Annotated in this window: 3 protein-coding genes; 1 reads left to right on the plus strand and 2 read right to left on the minus strand. The window is 39.3% G+C overall.

Features of this window, described 5'->3' with window-relative positions:
- Positions 1–62 precede the first annotated feature (62 nt).
- A complete protein-coding gene (locus tag E5A76_RS08295; protein WP_053989778.1) occupies positions 63–515 on the minus strand; it encodes a DUF411 domain-containing protein in 453 nt (150 codons plus the stop codon).
- Between the two features lie 754 nt (positions 516–1,269).
- On the opposite strand from E5A76_RS08295, the gene E5A76_RS08300 reads away from it, so the two are divergent.
- A complete protein-coding gene (locus tag E5A76_RS08300; protein ID WP_053989777.1) occupies positions 1,270–1,629 on the plus strand; it encodes a helix-turn-helix domain-containing protein in 360 nt (119 codons plus the stop codon).
- Positions 1,630–1,707: 78 nt separating this feature from the next.
- Here E5A76_RS08300 and E5A76_RS08305 read toward each other — a convergent pair whose 3' ends face one another.
- Complete coding sequence (locus E5A76_RS08305) at positions 1,708–2,421, minus strand: phosphatase PAP2 family protein (RefSeq protein WP_161118625.1); 714 nt, start codon at positions 2,419–2,421, stop codon at positions 1,708–1,710.
- Positions 2,422–2,691 lie beyond the last annotated feature (270 nt).

Consider the following 2,691-nt stretch of genomic DNA (forward strand, 5'->3'; position numbering starts at 1 on the left):
TGTTTTAAATGATATTAAGCCCGTCAGTTGACGGGCTTAATATTTGCAAAATCAGTGTTGGGTTATTGGTTATGGCGAGACCAAACCATGGTTTTCCCATCTTTATCAAATGCTAATACTTCATACGCATCTTTCTGATCACCGTATTCCATACCAGGTGAGCCCATTGGCATACCACCCACAGCTAGGCCGATCATGCGCTCAGGTTTTTTCGCTAAGAAACGTTTCACTTCTTCTGCAGGAATGTGACCTTCAAACGTGTAACCTTCAATTTCTGCGGTATGACAAGAAGCAAACTCAGGGCGTAGACCAAGCTTGATCTTAATTGGTGTTAGGTTTTCTTCGTATACCATATCGAGCTTAAAGCCATTTTCTTCCATGTGTTTTACCCACTCTTTACAGCAACCACAGTAAGGTGATTGGTAGTTTGTACCTTTAATAGGTGCTGTTGTTTCTGCTTGAGTGAAAGTACTCAGTAGTAGTAGGGCTGATGCAAAAAGACGTGACATTTTCATAACTAAAATCCTATCAATCGTACGAGTATTAATAAGGGTTACTCGTAAATACAAATTCAAACATGTTGGCGTTATCGCCGTTAGTGTTAAAGTTATACGAGTGGGGGTCTTAGCTGTGTTTCACTAAAATGTACAGGAGCCGTTATTGCCTGAGGAAAAGTCAATGATTGTGGTGTGGCAGTTGAAAACGTAAATGCGGTTAACAGTGCAGCTTGAGGTTGCTTTGTGTTGCAATCATCATGATTACAACAGTTGGATGACTCTTTTTCGTTATGCCCATCGCTCAATGCTGGAGTATCACAGAGTAACTTGGCTGCTATTGAAGTAGCGTTCTTACTGTCACAGCAAGGATCGGAGGTTTGATTCGGCGAATGCGTCGTGGTTTTTAGTGACGTTGTCACCATTTGTAAGCAATGAGCCGTTGAGTCTGCGTGTGTCAACGTTAGGGTGCGAGCAATCACAGCGTTTGAAAAAACACTGAATATTACTAAAACCGTAAAGATTGAACGACCTACACACTGACCCATGAAAATAGTTAATACCTTTTATATAACATTGGCTTATAACAACTTGCTACGGTGTAAGTATATATCAACTTGCATTATGCACAAACGGGATCATGTAACGAGTTGTGAAAATGGAGCAGAGCTTAACGCTATTCTGACATTTACTACTCGTTAGTCAGCGTAAACTATTCTAACCAGAGGAAATAACTCTGATTTAAAATAAAAATTATGCGCTATTAGGGTTAATTATGTTGTACACCGAAAAAGATCGCCAAATCCTGCATGACACATGGATGAGTTATAAAGCAAAAATGCGCATTACTCAGATTGAGATGGCAAAAAAGCTAGGTTTAACGCAATTAGAATTTTCTGACATATTGCGCGGTTCTAAACCAATTGAGCAGCAATTTGTGAATGAGTTTTGTGGGGCATTAGGCGTTGATCCTATTTTGATCCTACCATCATTACGTGAGCGTATGGCAACGGCATCATCAGAAACAACGTCGGTTAAGAATACATTTATCTTTGATGGTAACATTACCAATGTAACGTATTCAGGTAATCAACTTGTTGTTGAATATGAACATCGAAACGCTACAGCACAGTGATACGTAGACTCAAGAACGTAGATAGAAAAGAGGGCTCTTAATGAGCCCTTTCTTATATTTAATGGTCTATTCGCAGTACTAGTTCTCTGAATCTACTTTCCACTCAGGGATAAATAAGTACAGCACTGCAGCCGCTAGGATAGAACCCATGACATCAGTTGGGAAATGCATACCTAGCCATAAACGGCTAATACCTACACCTACCGCCCACGTGATCAAGCCACCAGCTAGAATATAGTGGCGAGTACGTAGTAAGAAACCACCCCAGAATAGAATACAAATTGCAGCAAAAATAGTATGACCAGATGGGAATGAGTAGTTTGTTTCACCTTCCCAGTGACGGATACGCCATGTACTGATATACGCTGATGCCTTTTTCACCACGTTATCTTTTTCTACTTTATCTAATTGATAAAAGTCTTCAGGAGAAGGGATAAGGTTTAAGCGTTGTAACTCGTAAGTGTATGGGCGAGGGATAGCTGTTTCGTGCTTAAGAATCGTTTTCGCACCAAAGCTTAGTACTAATAAGATACCGAATTGAATCCATAACTTAATGATCTGCTTTTTTGGTAAACGGAAAAATACTGGCAGTAAGCAGAGTAGTACTGTCGTAATAAGGAAGAATGGTTTACCTGCTGTGTCTGTTAATAGCGTGAAAGATAAACCAGCAGCATCGCTGATTGGATCACTTAGTAGCGGCACCGGGAAAATAGAAATAGCGACAAATAAAGACAAAGCAAAAAGCGCTAAAGCTAAGTAATTAATAAGTTTTTGGGAGATAAAAGACATCATGATAAAGGTCTATGCGTGTTAAGGATGTAACGTTGACCTCAAATTCTACTGAAAGTGCCATACTTTTGTCACATTAATTTGGGTTTTATGCCTTTAGCACTTTAAAAAATAGCGCTGAACAATGCATCTTGAGGTTGCTTGGGTATATCTAAATAGGCGAATTTATAAAACTGTGATAGCCATCACTCAGAATTGTGCTTTGAGAAGTAAACATTAAGAATCCTTAATCTTTTGCTTAATTCCAATTAAGAATCAAAGCGTATCCTTAAG

The organism is Photobacterium lucens, assembly GCF_009873615.1.
Lineage (GTDB): Bacteria > Pseudomonadota > Gammaproteobacteria > Enterobacterales > Vibrionaceae > Photobacterium > Photobacterium lucens.